This is a genomic window from Mucilaginibacter sp. P25 (genome assembly GCF_050859465.1).
GTDB lineage: Bacteria > Bacteroidota > Bacteroidia > Sphingobacteriales > Sphingobacteriaceae > Mucilaginibacter > Mucilaginibacter gossypii.
Window position 1 is genome coordinate 2,547,419 of sequence record NZ_CP193937.1, and the last position, 19,500, is coordinate 2,566,918.

The window sequence follows — 19,500 nt, forward strand, 5'->3', positions numbered from 1 at the left end:
AAAAATTGTTGAAAACTTTTAGTGGGGGAAAGTGGTAGAAAGTGGTAAAAGTATTTACTTTTACGTTACAAAATTGCCCAAGTCATACAATGTCGTTTCTAACCGGTGAATTTGAGTGTAAGCTTGATCCTAAATTTAGGATGATGATACCGGCTGGCCTTAAAAAAAGCTTCCTGAACTGGAATCTGAAGGCCTGGTGATCAATCGCGGGTTTGAAAAATACCTTGTCATATATACTAAAAAGGAATGGGATAAACGACTTGAAGAACTGAGCAAACTTAATGAATATGAAGAGGATAATATAGCCTTTATACGATATTTTACCCGTGGGGCCACCGAGCTTATGCCTGATGCTGCCGGCAGGGTATTGTTGCCGAAATTCCTGTTGGAATATGCGGGTATAAAAGGTGATGTAGTGCTGGCTTGCCAGTTGAATAAAATAGAGGTTTGGGATGCCGAAGCTCACCGTAAACTGATGGATGATGAGCCAAAAAGTTTTGGTGCGTTGGCAAAAAAGGTGATGGGTAATAAAAGTAAGGAGCAGGAATGAGTGAGTACCATGTGCCGGTAATGCTGAAGGAGTGTATTGATGGGCTGAATATTGATCCGGACGGTACTTATGTGGATGTGACTTTTGGAGGTGGCGGGCATTCGCGCGAGATTTTGAAGCATTTGGGGCCAAAAGGCAGGTTGATTGCTTTTGATCAGGATGCCGATGCGCAGCGGAATATTATTGATGATGAACGTTTTGTTTTTGTAGATCAGAATTTCAGGTATCTCAAAAACTTTTGTCGTTTACATGGGGCTATTCCCGTAAATGGTATTCTGGCCGATTTGGGTGTGTCATCGCACCAGTTTGATGAGGCCGACCGCGGATTTTCCATCCGGTTTGATGCCGAGTTGGATATGCGTATGAACCAGTTGGGCGAGCTGACTGCGAAGGATGTGATAAATAATTATTCGGTTGCCGACCTGCATCGGATTTTTGGCATTTACGGAGAAATTCAAAATGCAAAATCATTGGCCGAAACTATTGCTACTGCAAGGTTGAATATGCCGATAGTTACTATTGCTGATCTGAAAAATGTGATCAGTAACCGCATTCCGAAAGGAAAGGAAAATAAATACCTGGCACAAGTGTTCCAGGCGTTAAGGATAGAGGTTAACCAGGAGTTAGAGGCGTTAAAAGATTTTTTAATGCAGTCGGCTGAGGTTTTGGGCGTTGGGGGCAGACTGGTAGTAATGTCATACCACTCGCTTGAAGACAGGCTGGTAAAAAACTTCATAGCCAAAGGCAAGTTCAGCGGCGAGGTGGAGAAGGACCTTTATGGGAATGATAATAAACCGCTTGATGCTGTAAGTCGTGGAGCTATAACAGCATCGGCAGATGAGATAACCAATAATAACAGGGCACGGAGCGCTAAATTAAGGATAGCTGTAAAAAAATGACCAATCGTTTACGTACAGAAATTCAGGAGGAGGAAGAAGTTGAAGAGGTAATTGAGGAGAGGCCTGCGAGGGAGCTACCTGATAACTTTTTTACGCAACTTTTTACCAAAGGCTTTCTTACAACCGAGAAGGCCACCAATGCTTTGCCCTTTATTTTGTTTTTAGCCTTTTTGGGGATGGTGTATATAGGAAATATGCATTATGCCGAAAAATCGGTGCGTGAAATTGATGCGCTTACCAAAGAGGTTAAGGAACTGGGCTGGGATTATAAATCGACAAAGGCCGATATGGCTTTTAAAAGTACGCTTACCGAAGTGGCCAAGCGTGCAGATACTTTAGGCTTAAGTCAATCCGTAGATCCGCCGGGAAAAATAACAGTGAAGGAGGTTGCAGATGGGAATTAGGACTAACATACTGGCCAGGGTTTATTTAGCCTTTGGTCTTGTTTTGCTTTTGGCCATTGCTGTTGTGGTTCAGCTTTGCCGCCTGCAATACGTGCAGGGTGATAAGTGGAAGGCTATGGCTGCCGATCTTTCGGCACAATATCAAACTGTTGAGGCGGCAAGGGGCAATATTTTTTCTGTGGATGGAAGTTTACTGGCTACTTCGGTGCCTGAATATGAGTTGCATATGGATATGCTGGCTGGTGGTATTGCCTCGGATACGGCGTTTAATAACAATATCGACCTGTTAGCTGCAAAGCTATCGGGTATGTTTGGTGACAGATCGGCAAGAGAATACTCACGCGTATTGCGTGAAGCACGCAGGGATAGCTCCCGTTATGTGTTGATCAGGCGTAAGGTATCTTACCAGGACTTGAAAAAGATCCGGCAGTTCCCTGTGTTTAACATGGGTAAATATAAAGGAGGGTTAATTGTTATTCAAAAAAACAGGAGGATCCTGCCATTTCAATCACTGGCTGCACGTACTATCGGTTATAAAAACGAAAACGTAAAGAACCCGGTGGGTTTGGAAGGTGCTTATTCGGCTTATATAAACGGCGAAAGCGGCAGGCGTTTAATGCAGCGCATTCCGGGTGGTATCTGGATGCCTGTTGACGATGATGATGAAATTGCACCCAAAGATGGTGCTGATATTATTTCAACCATCAACGTAAACTTTCAGGATGTGGCGCAGGATGCATTGAAAAAACAACTGGTTAAAAGTGCGGCTGATCATGGCTGCGTTGTGCTTATGGAGGTATCTACCGGCGAGATCAGGGCTATTGCTAACTACACCCGTACTAAAGACGGCGATTACAAAGAGCAAATGAACTATGCTATCAGTAACGCTATCGATCCGGGATCAACCTTTAAACTGGCATCGTACATGACTATGCTCGATCAGCATAAGATTGATACCAGCACCATAGTTAATGCTGAGGGTGGTAAATATAAATTCCCGAAAGGGCCGACAATTACTGATACCGAGCATGACAATTATGAAATGTCGGTAAAGCGTGCTTTTGAAGAGTCATCAAATGTGGCGGCTGCGAAATTGGTTGATAGGTTTTACCACAATAACCCTTGGGAGTACATTAATAAATTGTACAGCTACCACCTGAACGAAAAGCTTGGTTTGCAAATTCAGGGTGAAGGCAGGCCGGTAATTAAAAATCCGTCAAACCGCAGCTGGAACAAAAATTACAGCTTACCGGAGATGGCTTACGGTTATGAAATGAATATTACACCGCTGCAAATGCTGGCTTATTATAATTCAGTTGCCAACAATGGTAAAATGATAGCTCCACTGTTGGTCCGCGAGATCAGAAGATTGGGTAACCCTATCGAGCAGTTTCAGGCAAGGGTAATTACCGAGCAGGTATGTTCTGAAGCAACTTTAGGTAAAGTACGCGGAATGCTTGAAGGAGTTGTAATGAACGGAACCGGTAAAAACGTTATTAAAAATAAGCTTTACAGTGTGGCGGGTAAAACCGGTACAGCACAGGTGGCTAACGGAACAAAAGGTTATAAGGATAAAAAATACCAGGCCTCTTTTTGCGGTTATTTCCCGGCCGATCATCCTAAATATTCGATGATTGTGGTGATCAATAACCCAACCCAAGGCGATTACCTGGCTGCAAAGGTTGCCGGTCCTGTATTCAGGGAGGTAGCCGACAGGGTTTATGCTAACGATCTGGACATTAACCAAACCTCGCAGGCCCATTATGTAGGCAATACAGTAATGCCGCAGGTAAAACAGGGAAATATGAAGGCCCTGAAAAAGGTTTATTCAAAATTGGGTGTTAAACCGTTGTATGCTTCGGCTAACAGCACTGTTGATACAAGCAATGGTATCCCGTTTGAAGAGGTAAAATATAAAAACGGGACCGTGCCTGCGGTAACAGGCATGGGGCTTAGCGATGCGTTATATGTAATGGGTAACGCCGGCTATAAGGTTACTGTACGCGGAAGCGGTATAGTAACCAATCAATCGGTTACCGGAGGAAGTGCAATACCAAAAGGATCACGAATTTTAATAGAACTGCAATGAGGTATTTAAGCGATGTAATTGATGGACTGGCCTTCACTGAGTTGCAGGGAAGTGCTGATGTGGAGATCACGGCGATAGCTTTTGATTCGAGGGCAGTGATACCCGGAGCAATGTTTGTTGCTGTAAAAGGCACCGTTGTTGACGGGCACGATTATATTGACCAGGCAATAAAAAAGGTGCTGTAGCAGTGGTTTGCGAAGACCTGCCTGCCCATACTACCGGCGAAGTTGACTTTTTGATGGTGGCCGATTCGGCGGTGGCACTTGGTATTGTAGCTGCTAACTTTTATGATAATCCATCCGCCAAATTGAAACTGGTTGGGGTAACGGGTACTAATGGTAAAACAACTATCGCAACATTGTTATATCAACTGTTCCGCGATCTGGGATATAAATGTGGCCTGCTTTCAACTGTCGAAAATCAGATCAATGGTAAAGTGATCCCATCAACTCATACCACGCCTGATCCGGTTGAGTTGAACAGTTTGCTTGCCGAAATGGTAGACAGCGGCTGTGACTATTGCTTTATGGAGGTTAGTTCACATGCTATTTCGCAAAAGCGTATCGAGAGTTTGGTTTTTGCGGGAGGTGTGTTTACCAACTTAACGCATGATCATTTGGATTACCATAAAACCTTCCTGAGGTATTTGAATGCCAAAAAGGAATTTTTTGATGGTTTACCTAAAGATGCATTTGCACTTACCAACAGCGATGATAAAAATGGTAATGTAATGCTGCAAAATACAGCAGCACATAAAAAAGCTATGGCCTTAAAACCATGGCCGATTATAAAGCCCGAATCCTCGAAAATCAGTTCAGTGGCTTATTACTGCAAATTGACGGCGAGGAAGTATGGTTTAAAATGGTGGGCACATTCAATGCTTACAACCTGTTAGGTGTTTACGCTACCGCGATGCTGCTTGAGCAGGATAAAGCGAAAGTGCTTACAAGCCTGAGCAAACTTACAGGTGCCGAAGGCCGCTTTGAATATATCACAGCGCCAAATAAAGTTGTAGGTATTGTTGATTATGCTCATACACCTGATGCTGTACAAAACGTATTGAGTACCATTCATGATATCCGCAAGGGTAATGAAAAGGTGATCACTGTAATTGGCTGCGGTGGTGACAGGGACAAAACTAAACGCCCCATCATGGCCAAAACTGCATGTGAGTGGAGCGATAAGGTGATCCTGACATCCGATAATCCGCGTACCGAAGATCCGGCGCAGATCATCAAGGAAATGGAAGAAGGTGTCGACCCGGCATTTAAGCGCCATACGGTAAGCATTATCGACAGGCATGAGGCCATTAAAACAGCCTGTATGCTGGCTAACCCCGGTGATATTATCCTGGTAGCGGGCAAAGGGCACGAAAAATACCAGGAAATAAACGGGGTGAAAAACCACTTCGATGATATGGAAGAACTGGAAAGGCAATTCCAGGACTTAGTATAACCATCAACTAATTGATAGAGAGTAAAAGGAATTAAAAACGCAAATCTGCAAGAACTAAGATGAGCATGTCAATCATCTGCACATCTGAAATCTGCACATCTGCAAATTGAAAAAGCAATGTTGTATTACCTGTTTAACTATTTAAGCAAAAATTACAGTATCCCCGGGGTAGGTGTATTTCAATACATCACGTTCAGGATGGCGATGGCTGTAATTACTTCATTGCTGATCACTACTGTTTATGGCAGGCGGCTAATAGATTATCTACGCTTTAAACAGGTGGGCGAAACCGTAAGGAATTTGGGTTTGGAAGGCCAGATGCAAAAATCAGGTACGCCAACTATGGGTGGTATCATTATTTTGCTGGGTATTTTAATACCAACACTGCTGTTTGCCAAGCTGGAGAATGTGTATGTGATCCTGATGATCATTACTACCGTTTGGCTGGGTGCTATCGGTTTTCTGGATGATTACATTAAAGTATTTAAAAAGAACAAAGAGGGCTTAGCGGGCAGGTTTAAGATCATTGGTCAGGTGGGTTTATCACTTATTGTTGGCTGGACAATGTATTTCAACAGTAATATCATCATCCGCCAGGAAGTTGTGCTTCCGGTGAAAGACGATGCTCCTGTTGAGTTTCACATGAAGCGCAATACTCCTGTTTACACTCAGGACGTACACTCTACCAAAACAACAATGCCATTCTACAAAAACAATGAGTTTGATTACGGCAAAGTGCTGAAGTTTTTGGGTAAAGGTTATGAGCAATATGCGTTGGTGGTGTTCCTGTTTTTTGTGATCATCATCATTACGTTCATATCAAACGGTGCCAATATTACCGACGGGATTGATGGTCTGGCGACGGGCACATCTGCCATTATAGGTATTACGCTGGCTATACTGGCCTATGTATCGGGTAACACGGTTATTGCCGATTACCTGAACATCATGTACATTCCTAATTCGGGTGAGCTGGTAATTTTCGCCGGTGCCTTTGTCGGGGCTTGCGTAGGCTTTTTATGGTACAACTCGTACCCGGCACAGGTGTTTATGGGTGATACTGGTAGTTTGGCTATAGGTGGTATCATAGCGGTGTTTGCCATCATGATCCGTAAGGAACTGATGCTGCCATTGCTGTGTGGTATTTTCCTGGTAGAGAATTTTTCGGTGATTATCCAGGTGTCATGGTTTAAATACACCAAAAAGAAATTTGGCGAAGGTAGGCGTGTGTTTTTAATGGCCCCCCTGCATCATCATTATCAGAAAAAGGGTTTCCATGAAGCTAAGATTGTCACACGCTTCTGGATCATCTGTATCATACTGGCGATAGTGACGGTGATAACGCTGAAACTTCGTTAAGAAAAGAAGCAAGAAGTCAAGAGTCAGGAGACAAGAAAGAGGTTAGGAAAGAAAAGAAATCAGTGGAATCACCAAAAATCGGTGTAATCCCAAAAGAAAAAAGAAATGAGGCAGGACAATAACATATCAACGCAGTCAACTCCTAAAGTGAGGATAGTAATCCTTGGTGCGGGAGAGAGCGGTGCCGGTGCAGCCTACTTGGCGCAGCAACAGGGCTTTGATGTTTTTGTGTCGGATTTTGGCGGCATTGCCGATAACTATAAAAAGCAACTCGAAGATTGGAATATTCCTTTTGAAGAGAAACAGCATACAGATGAACTGATCCTGAATGCGGTAGAAGTGATCAAAAGCCCCGGTATTCCGGATAAGGCCCCGATCATTAAAAAACTGCATGAAAATGGGACACCTGTAATATCGGAGATTGAGTTTGCCGGGAGGTACACTGATGCAAAGATCATTGGTATAACAGGTTCAAACGGTAAAACGACCACCACCAGCTTAACCTACCACATTTTAAAAGATGCGGGAATGAATGTTGGGTTGGCGGGCAACATCGGCAAAAGCTTTGCCTACCAGGTTGCTACCGAAAAGTTTGACTGGTATGTGCTGGAGCTAAGCAGTTTTATGCTTGACGATATGTTCAGGTTTAAAGTTGACATAGCGGTACTACTAAACATCACACCTGATCATTTGGACAGGTATGATTATAAACTGGAAAATTATGCGGCATCCAAATTCAGGATAACGCAGAACCAGACTGCAGCAGATTATTTTATTTATTGTGCCGATGACCCGGAAACAATAAAGGGAATGAAAGAGCGAACGTTTGGGGCACAGCTGTTGCCGTTTTCCATACAGCAAAAATTTGAACCGGGCGCATACCTGGATAACAACGACAATATTGTCATTAACACAACACAAGAACATTTTACAATGTCAATTCAAGATCTGGCCCTGCAAGGCAAACACAACATTTACAACTCCATGGCATCGGGTATTGTAGCAAAAGTGTTGGAGCTACGCAACGAAACGATGAGGGAGAGCATGGGCAACTTTAAAAGCATTGAGCACCGCCTGGAGTTTGTTGCCAATATATCGGGCATTCGCTTCATCAACGATTCAAAAGCTACCAATGTTAACTCAACATGGTACGCCCTGGAAAGTATGACCAGCGATGTAGTGTTGATTTTAGGTGGTGTTGACAAAGGAAATGATTACAGTATGCTTAATGATTTGGTTAAGCAAAAAGTAAAAGCTATTGTGTGTTTAGGCAAGGATAACAAACGCATCCACGAAGCCTTTGATGATATGGTTGAAATTATAGTAAACACGTCATCAGCCCAGGAAGCGGCAACCGTAGCTTATCACCTGGCAACTAAAGGCGATACGGTGCTATTATCACCGGCCTGCGCAAGCTTCGATCTGTTTAAAAACTACGAAGACCGCGGCAGGCAGTTTAAGGATGCTGTGAAGGAATTGTAAATGTGCAGATTTCGGATGTGCAGATTGCAAATTAGTAAGTAAAACAAAATATAGGATCAGGTTAATCCCAAAATCCTAAAAATCAAGGTTCGGAATGCATAGGATATTAAACAATACAAAAGGAGATCGCTGGATATGGCTTATAGTCATACTGCTTTCTGTTATATCCTTGTTGGCGGTATACAGCTCGGTAGGTACGCTGGCATTTAAGCAGGGTAAGGGAGTCGAGATCATCCTCATGAAACACGTGTTAATGATAGTAGGAGGGATTGCGCTGATGTATTTTTCGCACAAGCTTGATTACCGCTATTATGCCGGTATCTCTAAGGTAATGATGATCGTTACCATTCCGCTGTTGCTGTATACATTGGTTTTTGGTAGTCATATTAATAACGCAAGCCGCTGGATAGCTATCCCGGGAACAGGGTTGAGCTTTCAGACTTCGGATTTGGCCAAGCTGGCATTGATTACTTACCTGGCCCGTACATTATCGCGCAAGCAGGAAAACATTAAGAATGTTAAAGAATCCTTTTTGCCTATCATGGGTTCGGTTTGTGTGGTATTTATCCTGATTGCATTAGCCAACCTTTCAACAGCTTTAATGCTGTTTGGGGTTAGCATATTGTTGTTGATCATCGGCCGGATCAGTATCAGGCAAATAGCTATTACCTGTGCTGCAGGTTTTATATTGTTGCTGGGCGTAATATTCTTAGGGCCGAGGAGGCATACTTACGTATCCCGTATGAAGGTGTTTATGCACCCCGAACTGGCAAAGGCCGATAAATCTTTCCAAAGCGATCACGCAAAAATTGCCATCGCAACAGGTGGTTTATTTGGCAAAGGTCCCGGGAACAGCACCGAAAGGAATTACCTGCCCGAGTCATACTCTGATGAGATCTACGCCATTATAGTTGAGGAGTATGGTTTGGTAGGCGGAGTGATAGTAGTAGGGATCTATGTATTCCTGTTGTATCGATGTATCAAGATCATAACTAAAGCGCCAAAAGCCTTTGGGGCATTGCTGGCGTGTGGTTTAAGTTTTAGTTTAACTATACAGGCTTTTGCCAATATGGCTGTAGCTGTAGGCTTAGGGCCGGTAACCGGTGTGCCGCTGCCGTTGGTAAGTATGGGTGGTACCTCGATATTGTTTACAAGCATTGCCTTCGGTATTATACTATCGGTAAGTAAGGATATTGAAGAGCCTAAAAAAGATAAGACTATCAAAGAGGATAATGCCGGGCCGAATAAGATCATAGTGGGAGAGATCAGGACGGCATAGGCACCCCCGACCCCCTAAAGGGGGAGGAATAGAGGTGACTGAAAAAGAGTAACTAACAAATGAAAGATAAAAGCAATATGAAAGACGCAACTCAAAAGCACCCCCTTCAGGGGGCGGGGGGCTCGTATCATCATAAGCGGTGGCGGAACAGGAGGACATATCTTCCCGGCTATCTCTATTGCCAATGCTTTAAAAAATATTGATCCCAATACCGAAATCCTGTTTGTGGGCGCTAACGGCCGCATGGAAATGGATAAGGTTCCGGCGGCGGGTTATAAGATCATCGGGTTGGACATCCAGGGGATTCAGCGTGGTTCGATAGTTAAAAACCTGATGTTCCCTGTTAAGCTCGCCAATAGCGTACGGAAGGCTATCAAGATCATAAAAGATTTCAAGCCAGACGCTGCAGTAGGTGTTGGCGGCTATGCTTCAGGCCCATTGCTGTATGCCGCATCGTTAAAAGGGATACCGTACCTCATACAGGAACAAAACTCGTATGCAGGTATTACCAATAAATGGTTAGGCAAGCATGCCAAGAAAATCTGCGTGGCCTTTGATGGTATGGAGAAGTTTTTTCCTGCCGATAAGATCATCAAAACCGGTAATCCTATCCGTAAGGATGCGGTAAACATTGCCGGCAAGCACATGCAGGCTTTGGAGTTGTACCATCTTTCGGCCTTTAAAAAAACGATACTGATAACCGGCGGTAGCCTTGGGGCACGTACGCTGAACAACAGTATCATGAACGGTATTGATAAACTGCTGGCTGCTGATGTACAGGTGATATGGCAAACCGGAAAGTTTTACTATAAAAGTATCATCGAAAAGCTGGGCGAAAGTTATCACCCCGATTTGCAGATCAGGGAGTTTTTAACCCGGATGGATTTGGCTTATGCCGCTGCTGATATTATCATATCAAGGGCGGGTGCAGGTACTATTGCCGAGCTGTGTGCCATTAAAAAACCGGTGATCCTTGTGCCTTCGCCAAATGTGGCCGAAGATCATCAAACTAAAAACGCTTTGGCCCTGGTGCATGAAAACGCAGCTGTTTTTGTGGCCGACCGTGATGCTGAAGCAAAACTGGTTGACAGGGCGCTTGAATTATTGGAAGACCGCGATCTGCAAAAGAAATTGAGCAATAACATTGGTAAAATGGCCATGCCAAATGCCGATGAAGTTATAGCAAAGGAACTTATCCAAATAATAAGTAACAATTAAAATTATGGTCCTCCTCTTCCAAAGGGAGGAGGGCCTTTTTTAAACAAATTTAAAAATGGAACTGCACGACATAAAAAGAGTTTATCTCATAGGCATAGGCGGCATCGGTATGAGCGGCCTGGCACGCTATTTCCATCATTTGGGTTGTATTGTTTGCGGATATGATAAAACGTCGACTGATTTAACCAACCAGTTGCACAATGAGGGGATCCAGGTTGTTTTTGAAGATCATGCGGATTACATTCCCATGAGTTTCCAGAAACCATGCAGCGATACGCTTATTATTTATACGCCTGCTGTACCAAAGGATTCGCACATATTAAACTATTTTAAAAATCAGGGCTTTGAGTTGTTCAAGCGCTCGCAGGTTTTAGGCTTGATTAGCAAGAGCTCATTTACTATTGCTGTGGCCGGTACACATGGCAAAACTACCACCTCAACCATGGTAGCGCACTTGCTTAAAGCATCGGGTAATGATTGCTCTGCATTTTTGGGTGGTATTTCATCAAATTACCAAACCAATGTGCTGTATGGCAAAAACAACGTAATGGTGGTTGAGGCCGATGAGTATGATCGCTCGTTCCTTACCCTATATCCGGATGTGGCTATCATCACCTCAATGGATGCGGATCATTTGGATATCTATGGTGATCACGCGCATCTAACCGAATCGTTTAAGCTGTTCGCTTCGCAGATAAAACCGGGTGGTACGCTGGTGCACAAAAATGGTTTGCCATTGGATGGTGGTTATACCTATGCTTTCGAAGATGAAACTGCTGATGCACATGCTTCAAACGTGAGGATAATTGACGGTGATTTTTACTTTGATTATAACAGCGCCGCGGTAAATATCACGGATATAAAAATGGGCATAGCCGGCACCCACAATGTGGAGAACGCCGTAGCTGCCATTGAAGCGGTACTGAAACTGGATATATCACCGGAAAACATTAAAGCAGCATTAGCATCTTTCAGAGGGGTTAAACGCAGGTTTGAATACATAGTTAAAACGCCAGAGCATATCTACATTGATGATTATGCGCATCATCCCGAAGAATTGAGGGCTTGTATATCATCAATAAAAAGATTATACCCGGCTAAGAAATTAACGGCCATATTTCAGCCTCATTTATTTACCCGCACCCGCGATTTTGCCGATGGTTTTGCCGAGGTGCTGGATATGGTAGACGAGCTGATATTGCTGGAAATTTATCCGGCGCGCGAATTGCCGATAGAAGGTGTTAACTCGCAAATGCTGCTTAACCGCATGCAATTGCAAAACAAGAGGATATTAAGTAAAGAGGCCGCGGTGGCCGCTATAGCTGCCGAAAAGCCCGAACTATTGTTAACGGTAGGTGCCGGTGATATTGACACGCTGGTACAACCATTAAAACAAGTATTAAGTAATGAATAAAAAACTCATTTGGAAGCGCCTGTTAATAGGTTGTGCCTGGGTAATAAGCCTGGGTGGCCTTGTGGTGCTCATGAGTTTTATTGAAGCAAAAAAAGCGGGTGTAAAGTGTACCGCGGTAAACGTGAGCATCCCCGGCGGGCAATATTTTATTGACAAGCAGGAGGTTGATCATATTATTGAAGTTACCAGTCACTCATTGGTAGGCAGGCCTATCGAGAACATTAACATCCAGGAACTGGAGGATAAATTGAAAGCGAACCCGTTTATTGAGTTTGCCAAAGTTTATACTGAAATGGACGGTGTATTGAGGGTTGAGGTAAGCCAGCGCCAACCGATATTGCGGATCATGAACCATTATGATATGGATTTTTATGTAGATCAAAACGGCTTAAAGATTCCGTTATCATCAAACTTTACCGCGAGGGTATTGGTAGCTAATGGTTTTATCGAAGAGCTGTTTACCAACCGGGTTGATTCGTTACATACGCGCCTGGCTAAAGATTTGTTTAAAACGGCTGATTATATCCGTAAGGATTCGCTTTGGGATGCACAGATAGCGCAGATGTATGTAAACAACGAGCGTGAGATTGAGCTGATTCCGAGGGTAGGTAACCAAAGGATACTGATCGGCAACGCGGATTCGCTTAACGTAAAGTTGAACAACCTGCAGGCTTTTTACAAGCAGGTGCTGCCAAAGGTGGGCTGGGATACTTATAAAGTGATCAATGTAAAATATACCAACCAGGTTATTGGTATAAAAAATGAAAATATAAAAGCAGATTCAATTAAGGCAGCTAAAACTGCCAAACAGGATTCGCTTAGGACGAAAAGGGATACATCTCAAATTAAATTGTAATATGGACAAAAGCTCAACTCAGGAAAAAGTTCGCCAATTGTAGTAGGATTGGATATCGGGACTACCAAGATATGTGCCATTGTTGGGCGCAGGAGCAAGAATGGGAAGATTGAGGTTTTAGGGATTGGCAAGGCCGAATCTGCGGGTGTGACGCGCGGCGTGGTTTCAAATATAGATAAAACAGTACAAGGCATTCATCAGGCGGTGGAGGTGGCGGGCTCGCAATCAAATGTAGAAATCAGGGTAGTGAACGTGGGTATTGCCGGTCAGCACATTAAAAGTTTACAGCACCGTGGTTTAATAACCCGTCGCGATCTGCAATCAGAGATCGGTCGTAAGGATATTGATAAGCTGATAGAGGATATGTATAACCTGGTGATGCCTCCTGGCGAGGAGATCATCCACGTATTACCGCAGGAGTTTACTGTGGATAATGAGCCCGGTATTAAAGATCCGATAGGTATGGCTGGCGTTCGGCTTGAGGCTAACTTCCATATCATATCTGGTCAGGTTACGGCCATTAAAAACATTGTAAAATGTGTTAACAAGGCCAGCTTGGAGAGCCAGGAACTGATCCTTGAGCCGCTGGCATCTTCAGAATCTGTTTTGAGCGAAGAGGAAAAAGAAGCCGGCGTGGTTTTGGTTGATATCGGTGGCGGTACTACCGACGTAGCTATTTTCCATGAAGGTATCATTCGCCATACAGCTGTTATCCCTTTCGGCGGCAATAGTGTAACTGAGGATATCCGCGAAGGCTGTTCAGTAATGCGCAACATTGCCGAGCAACTGAAAGTAAGGTTTGGATCTGCCCTGGCCGATGAGAACAAGGAAAATGAGATTGTATGTGTACCGGGTTTGCGTGGCCGTGAGCCAAAAGAAATTTCGGTGAAAAACCTGGCTTATGTAATTCAAGCCCGTATGGAAGAGATCGTGGAGCATGTTTACTACGAAATCAAATCATCAGGCTACGAGAAAAAGCTGATTGCTGGTATCGTGATAACAGGCGGCGGTGCACAGTTGAAACACTTGCGTCAACTGGTTGAGTTTGTAACCGGTTTGGATTGCCGCGTAGGTTACCCTACCGAGCATCTGGCCAAAAACGAAGTGCTGCCAAAAGGTACATACGAAGAATTGCAAAGCCCAACTTTTGCTACTGGTATTGGTTTGTTAATAAAAGGTATCCAGAAAATGGAATACATGAATGAAGCAATCCCTGCTGAGGTAAAAACGGCTAAGCCAAAATTTGATACAAAAAGTAAAGAAGGTGGTTTGTTAGACAGGCTGCTGAAAAAAGTATAACATTTATTAAGGATGACATTAAGGATGAGGACTTTCTGAAATAATATTTATTCACAAGGGTTAAACTTATTCACATTGCTCACAAATGTGGATAAACCTTGTTGAAAAAGTGTTATTATTACGATGGTAAAATCTAATGTTGGGTTGAATTACATATAGCTGAAAACGAAGATTATGCATTTTGAAATGTTAAAAGAAAAATCGTCAATCATCAAGGTAATTGGTGTTGGCGGTGGTGGTGGTAACGCGGTAAACCATATGTACAGGCAAGGAATTACCGGTGTTGATTTTATAATATGCAACACTGATGCCCAGGCATTGGAGCTGAGCCCTATACCTAACAAGGTGCAATTGGGTGCCAGTTTAACCGAGGGCATGGGTGCAGGCTCAATACCCGAAGTTGGTAAAAATTCGGCTATTGAAAATATCGACGATATTAAACAAATGTTGGGCGTTAATACCAAAATGCTGTTTATCACAGCTGGTATGGGCGGTGGCACAGGTACAGGCGCAAGCCCTATCATTGCCAAGGCTGCGCGCGAAATGGATATATTAACGGTGGGTATCATAACCACACCTTTCTCTTTTGAAGGTAAACGCCGTAAAATGCAGGCCGATGCAGGTTTGGAAGAACTGCGCAAGTATGTCGATTCGTTCCTGGTGATCTCGAACGACAGGCTTCGTCAGATCTTTGGTAACCTTACCATGAGCTCTGCATTTGCACAGGCTGATAATATATTGACTACGGCTGCTAAAGGCATTGCAGAGATCATTACCTTGCCGGGTTATATAAACGTGGACTTTAAGGATGTGCGCACGGTAATGAAGGATAGCGGTGTATCAATCATGGGCAGCTTTAGCGCCGATGGGGAAAACCGTGCTCTTAAAGCCGTTGAAGGCGCGTTGGCATCGCCGTTGTTGAAAGATAATGAAATTGAAGGCGCAAGATATATTTTGCTGAACATCAGCTCGGGCCTTAAAGAGGTTACCATGGATGAGATCAGCGTAATTACTGATTATATCCAGGAAGAAGCCGGCTTAGCTGCCGACCTCATCTGGGGTAACTGTATCGACGAAAACCTGGGCGAGCAATTATCAGTAACTATCATTGCTACCGGTTTCCAAACCAAAGATGAGCGCGAAAAGGAAAATAGCAACAAGAAAATAGTTTCTATGCTGGTTCCTGAAGAGCCTCAGCAGGCAAGGCCGGTTAACGAATTTATTAAACCAGTTAAGGTTGATGCTCCTGCCGAGCCTTATGCTAAAGCACCTAAAGAAGATGCAAAGCAAGCTGGGTTGTTTGATATGTTTGCCGGCAGTCGCCAGGAAGAACCTGCTGTTGTAAGGCATAGCCTAATGAATGAAGAGCCAGAGGTTGATAACGAGCCAGATACTGCCGGGTTTACTTTTAAAATGAGTGAACCGGTTAGCTACGAGCAGCCTGTAAGGGAACAGCCACGTATGCCCGAGCCTGAACCAGAGCCAACTCCTGCACCGCAACCTGTTGGGGCTGATGATAACAAAACCAACGAATCGATAGAAGAGCAGTTAAAAAAATCGCGCGAGCGCATTATGAGACTGAAAGACCTGAGCATGAAACTGCGTACAGGTAATATCCAGGAATTGGAAAATGTACCTGCTTACAAACGTAAAGAGATAGCATTGCAGGATACGCCTGCATCTGACGAAAGCCAGATCTCACGTTTTTCCCTGATGCAGGATAGCGAAGGTAACGTAGAGATAAGGAATAACAATTCATACCTGCACGGAAACGCGGACTAAGAGTCAGGATTTTTAGAGTCAAGAGGCAAGAAAGAATAAAAACCACAATAATTGAATGGGAGATCAACAAAAGAATTAAATCTGAGCGTTGATCTCCCTTTTTGTTATTATAGTAAATAAAAAATGTCATTTCGATAGAGCAAGGGGGGCAGAGGGCGTTGGGGCGAAAGAGAAATCTTGTATGCTATGCAGTGGCGCGTGGTATGTAGTAATTGCAGGGCGTATAAGATTTCTCCTCACCTGATCACACAGGCCATCACTCTGTTCGTCGAAATGACAGCCGTTTTATATTTAGGCCAAAGAATATTTCTTCTCTTGATTCTTACCTCTTGGTTTCTTGTTTCTCTTCCGTTGGTTATAAGCTATTCTAAAAAGTTATAGCTATTGTTTAAAGGTGTTTTAACGGCTATATTTGCAACTAAATTTATAAAAACAATTCATTTTGGATTTATTTGATAAAATAACAAAAAGCTTGGGTGGGCCGATAGGTCAGCATCAAAAGTGGTCGCATGGTTATTTTTCTTTTCCTAAGCTGGAAGGTGAGATAGGCCCGCACATGGAGTTTAAGGGAAAAGAGCATTTAGTTTGGAGCCTGAATAACTACCTTGGCTTGGCTAATCATCCCGAAGTAAGGCAGGCCGACGCGCAAGCTGCTGCTGATTACGGTATGGCTTACCCTATGGGCGCAAGAATGATGTCGGGGAACTCAATTCATCACGAAGAGCTGGAGAACAACCTGGCTGCCTTTGTTGGCAAGCAATCGGCCTTTTTGCTAAATTACGGTTACCAGGGAATGGTATCTATAATTGATGCGCTGGTTGACCGGAATGACGTTATTGTTTACGATGCCGAATCGCACGCCTGTATTATTGATGGTGTACGTTTACATATGGGTAAACGCTTTGTTTACCAGCACAACGATATTGAAAGCTGCGAAAAACAGCTTGAACGTGCAACTCGCCTAACCGAACAAACCGGCGGCGGTATCCTGTTAATTACCGAAGGTGTTTTTGGTATGTCGGGTGCGCAAGGCAAACTTAAAGCAGTTGCCGACCTTAAAAAGAAATTTAACTTCCGTTTACTGGTTGATGACGCACACGGTTTTGGTACCATGGGTAAAACCGGTGCGGGTACACATGAAGAGCAGGATTGTATGGACGAGGTGGATGTGTACTTTGCCACCTTTGCCAAATCAATGGCGGGTATTGGCGCTTTTGTAGCTGCCGATCAGGATATTATCCACTACCTGCGCTACAACATGCGTTCGCAAACTTTTGCCAAGGCGTTGCCAATGCCTATGGTATTAGGTTTGAAAAAACGCTTTGAAATGTTAAAGACTCAACCAGAACTTCGCGAGAAATTATGGTTGATTGCAAATACCTTGCAAGCAGGTTTAAAAGAGCGTGGCTTTGATCTGGGTGCTTCAAACACTATGGTTACCCCGGTATTTCTAAAGGGTGATCTTTTTGAGGCCACAGCCTTAACCCGAGACTTGCGCGAGAATTATGGTATCTTTTGCTCAATAGTAGTGTACCCGGTTATCCCTAAAGGCTTAATTGTACTAAGGCTGATCCCAACAGCGGCTCATAGTTTGGAGGATGTACAACGTACTCTTGATGCGTACAGCGCTATCGGTGAAAAATTAAAGGCCGGTTATTACAAAGAGAATAAACTGGAAATTGCTTAAACGCATTTGATAATACTTAGAAGCCTCGGAGAGATCCGGGGCTTTTTTTGTTTTTTTGCATTTGATGTAGAGGCATCACATGCATCTCCCGTTTGAAATGCCGCTATGGTGAATAAATGGGGAGGAGCTTTTGCCCCTTGGGCAGACGTATGTGATGCATCTCTACGTTGAAGATTACCACCCCTTAAAAATCCTTGATAAAACGTTTCTAAATTATTTTAGCAAGCTTTTTTGTTTAACAAAAACCCTTTTCTATTTTTACGCCTACCATATCAAAACCATGAAATTAACCAGACGACATTTTATAAAAATTAACAGCGTTGCAGCTGCCGGTATCGGTTTAGGTGTAACTCCTGTATTTGCTTCGGCTGTGGCTCCTGCCTTTGAAAGCCAGCGCCCAAAACTGGCCGACCGTAAGTTCACCAGCAAGGCTGTTGAAGCCATCATTAAAAAGGTTAAGGCCGACATCAAAGACCCTGAAGTTGCCTGGCTTTTTGAAAACTGCTATCCAAACACTTTAGATACTACCGTAAACTATTCTGAAAAAGATGGTAAGCCTGATACCTTCGTAATCACGGGCGATATCAACGCTATGTGGATGCGTGATTCATCGGCACAGGTTTGGCCGTATCTACCACTCATTAAAAATGACCCGGCATTAAAAAAATTAATCCAGGGTGTATTGAGCCGCCAGGCTAAGTGCGTGATCATTGACCCGTATGCAAATGCCTTTAACGAGGGCCCAACCGGCAGCGAATGGGACAGCGATCGCACTACCATGAAACCCGAATTGCACGAGCGCAAATGGGAAATAGATTCACTTTGCTACCCTGTAAGGCTGGCTTACAATTATTGGAAAATAAGTGGCGACAGTAGCTTTTTCGACGAGAGCTGGCAAAAAGCAGGTAAGATCATCCTGGCTACTTTCAAAGAACAGCAACGTAAGGATGGTAAAGGCCCATACTTTTTCCAGCGCAAAACCGAAACACAAAGTGATACCGCACCAAATAGAGGCTATGGGAATCCCGTTAAACCAGTTGGTTTGATCTGCTCCATCTTCCGTCCGTCGGATGATGCAACCATTTATCCATTCCTGATCCCGTCAAACTATTTCGCGGTAGCAAGCTTAAATCAGATGGCCGAAATGTACAGCACTATAGGCCATGATAGTGCCACCGCTGATGCCTGCAAAGCATTAGCAAATGAGGTTCAGGCAGCGCTTAAGCAATACGCTGTGGGTAATCACCCGCAATTTGGCCAGGTTATTCCGTTTGAAGTTGATGGTTATGGAAATCAACTTTTCATGGATGACTCGAACGTTCCGAGTCTGTTGGCCCTGCCTTATCTTGATTCTGTAAAAGTTGATGACCCGCTGTACCAAAGCACCCGTAAGTTTGTGTTGAGCGATAGTAATCCTTACTATTTTAAAGGCACAGCTGCCGAAGGCATTGGTGGTCCGCACGTGGGTATAGGTTATATTTGGCCAATGGCAATCATTATGCGCGGTATTACATCAACCGATAAAGCAGAGATTGTACAGTGTATCAAATGGCTGAAAAGCACACATGCAGGCACCGGTTTCATGCACGAATCCTTTAATAAAGACGATGCAAAGGACTTTACCCGCAAATGGTTTGCCTGGGCTAACACTTTATTTGGCGAATTGATACTAAAAGTGCATCAGCACTATCCTGATATACTGCAGCAGACTTTTTAAACCCGCTGGA

General features: G+C 43.8%; 14 protein-coding genes and 1 pseudogene. All 15 read left to right on the forward strand.

The features are described from left to right. Window positions 1-196: 196 nt before the first annotated feature. Complete coding sequence (locus ACRQ5D_RS13320) at window positions 197-550, forward strand: division/cell wall cluster transcriptional repressor MraZ (protein WP_431199795.1); 354 nt, start codon at window positions 197-199, stop codon at window positions 548-550. Then, window positions 547-1,449, forward strand: coding sequence for a 16S rRNA (cytosine(1402)-N(4))-methyltransferase RsmH (gene rsmH / locus ACRQ5D_RS13325; protein ID WP_090529906.1), 903 nt, complete (start codon window positions 547-549; stop codon window positions 1,447-1,449). The genes ACRQ5D_RS13320 and rsmH overlap by 4 nt, the downstream gene beginning before the upstream one ends. Further along, window positions 1,446-1,853: an FtsL-like putative cell division protein gene (locus tag ACRQ5D_RS13330; RefSeq protein WP_091173863.1), complete on the forward strand. Its 408-nt coding sequence runs from the start codon at window positions 1,446-1,448 to the stop codon at window positions 1,851-1,853. The genes rsmH and ACRQ5D_RS13330 overlap by 4 nt, the downstream gene beginning before the upstream one ends. Then, window positions 1,843-3,942: a penicillin-binding protein gene (locus ACRQ5D_RS13335; RefSeq protein ID WP_091173859.1), complete on the forward strand. Its 2,100-nt coding sequence runs from the start codon at window positions 1,843-1,845 to the stop codon at window positions 3,940-3,942. Before ACRQ5D_RS13330 ends, ACRQ5D_RS13335 begins: the two co-directional genes overlap by 11 nt. Next, window positions 3,939-5,397, forward strand: a pseudogene (locus ACRQ5D_RS13340) (UDP-N-acetylmuramoyl-L-alanyl-D-glutamate--2,6-diaminopimelate ligase). The gene ACRQ5D_RS13335 and the pseudogene ACRQ5D_RS13340 overlap by 4 nt, the downstream one beginning before the upstream one ends. Before the next feature lie 117 nt (window positions 5,398-5,514). Continuing rightward, entirely contained in the window at window positions 5,515-6,756 is a 1,242-nt protein-coding gene (mraY, locus tag ACRQ5D_RS13345; RefSeq protein WP_090531268.1) for a phospho-N-acetylmuramoyl-pentapeptide-transferase, read from the forward strand. Between the two features lie 105 nt (window positions 6,757-6,861). Further along, on the forward strand, window positions 6,862-8,238 hold the full coding sequence (murD, locus tag ACRQ5D_RS13350) for a UDP-N-acetylmuramoyl-L-alanine--D-glutamate ligase (RefSeq protein WP_091173851.1): 1,377 nt from the start codon (window positions 6,862-6,864) through the stop codon (window positions 8,236-8,238). A gap of 94 nt (window positions 8,239-8,332) precedes the next feature. After that, on the forward strand, window positions 8,333-9,517 hold the full coding sequence (locus tag ACRQ5D_RS13355; protein ID WP_091173848.1) for an FtsW/RodA/SpoVE family cell cycle protein: 1,185 nt from the start codon (window positions 8,333-8,335) through the stop codon (window positions 9,515-9,517). Between the two features lie 126 nt (window positions 9,518-9,643). Further along, a complete protein-coding gene (gene murG / locus ACRQ5D_RS13360; protein ID WP_431200783.1) occupies window positions 9,644-10,735 on the forward strand; it encodes an undecaprenyldiphospho-muramoylpentapeptide beta-N-acetylglucosaminyltransferase in 1,092 nt (363 codons plus the stop codon). A 55-nt stretch (window positions 10,736-10,790) separates the two neighbouring features. Further along, window positions 10,791-12,149 carry a UDP-N-acetylmuramate--L-alanine ligase gene (gene murC / locus ACRQ5D_RS13365; RefSeq protein WP_091173844.1) on the forward strand — a complete coding sequence of 453 codons (1,359 nt, stop codon included), beginning with the start codon at window positions 10,791-10,793 and terminating at the stop codon, window positions 12,147-12,149. Then, on the forward strand, window positions 12,142-13,005 hold the full coding sequence (locus ACRQ5D_RS13370; RefSeq protein ID WP_176844556.1) for a cell division protein FtsQ/DivIB: 864 nt from the start codon (window positions 12,142-12,144) through the stop codon (window positions 13,003-13,005). The genes murC and ACRQ5D_RS13370 overlap by 8 nt, the downstream gene beginning before the upstream one ends. Window positions 13,006-13,053: 48 nt before the next feature. Further along, a complete protein-coding gene (gene ftsA, locus ACRQ5D_RS13375; protein WP_432329202.1) occupies window positions 13,054-14,304 on the forward strand; it encodes a cell division protein FtsA in 1,251 nt (416 codons plus the stop codon). Between the two features lie 174 nt (window positions 14,305-14,478). Continuing rightward, complete coding sequence (gene ftsZ, locus ACRQ5D_RS13380) at window positions 14,479-16,086, forward strand: cell division protein FtsZ (RefSeq protein WP_090529886.1); 1,608 nt, start codon at window positions 14,479-14,481, stop codon at window positions 16,084-16,086. A 442-nt stretch (window positions 16,087-16,528) separates the two neighbouring features. Beyond that, entirely contained in the window at window positions 16,529-17,773 is a 1,245-nt protein-coding gene (locus tag ACRQ5D_RS13385) for an aminotransferase class I/II-fold pyridoxal phosphate-dependent enzyme (protein ID WP_090529883.1), read from the forward strand. Window positions 17,774-18,053: 280 nt separating this feature from the next. Beyond that, window positions 18,054-19,490 carry a glycoside hydrolase family 125 protein gene (locus ACRQ5D_RS13390; RefSeq protein ID WP_091174094.1) on the forward strand — a complete coding sequence of 479 codons (1,437 nt, stop codon included), beginning with the start codon at window positions 18,054-18,056 and terminating at the stop codon, window positions 19,488-19,490. The last annotated feature ends 10 nt before the right edge of the window (window positions 19,491-19,500 follow it).